The 348-nt window shown below is 48.9% G+C and carries 1 pseudogene; it reads right to left on the bottom strand.

The features are described 5' to 3' along the window. Nucleotides 1–348 (bottom strand): annotated as a pseudogene (locus tag OCH80_RS10255) (fibrinogen-binding protein); the annotation flags it as partial.

Raw genomic sequence — 348 nt, 5'->3', positions numbered from 1 at the left:
CAACTTCCGAGTCTGAAAGCGAATCAGCTTCAGAATCCGAAAGTGAATCAACTTCAGAGTCCGAATCCGAGAGCACTTCAACTTCAGAATCCGAGAGCGAGTCAGCATCCGAGTCCGAAAGCGAATCAACTTCCGAATCAGAGAGCGAATCAGCATCCGAATCAGAGAGCGTATCCACTTCCGAGTCTGAGAGCACTTCAACTTCCGAGTCCGAATCCGAAAGCGTCTCAACTTCAGAATCTGAAAGTGAATCAACTTCCGAGTCTGAAAGTGAGTCAACTTCCGAATCAGAGAGCGAATCAGCATCCGAATCCGAGAGCGTATCCACTTCCGAGTCTGAGAGCACCT

The sequence above is a fragment of the Lactobacillus sp. 23-2 genome (assembly GCF_044902225.1).
Classification (GTDB): Bacteria; Bacillota; Bacilli; order Lactobacillales; family Lactobacillaceae; genus Lactobacillus; species Lactobacillus absianus.
This window is presented reverse-complemented; position numbering and strand designations above follow the sequence as displayed.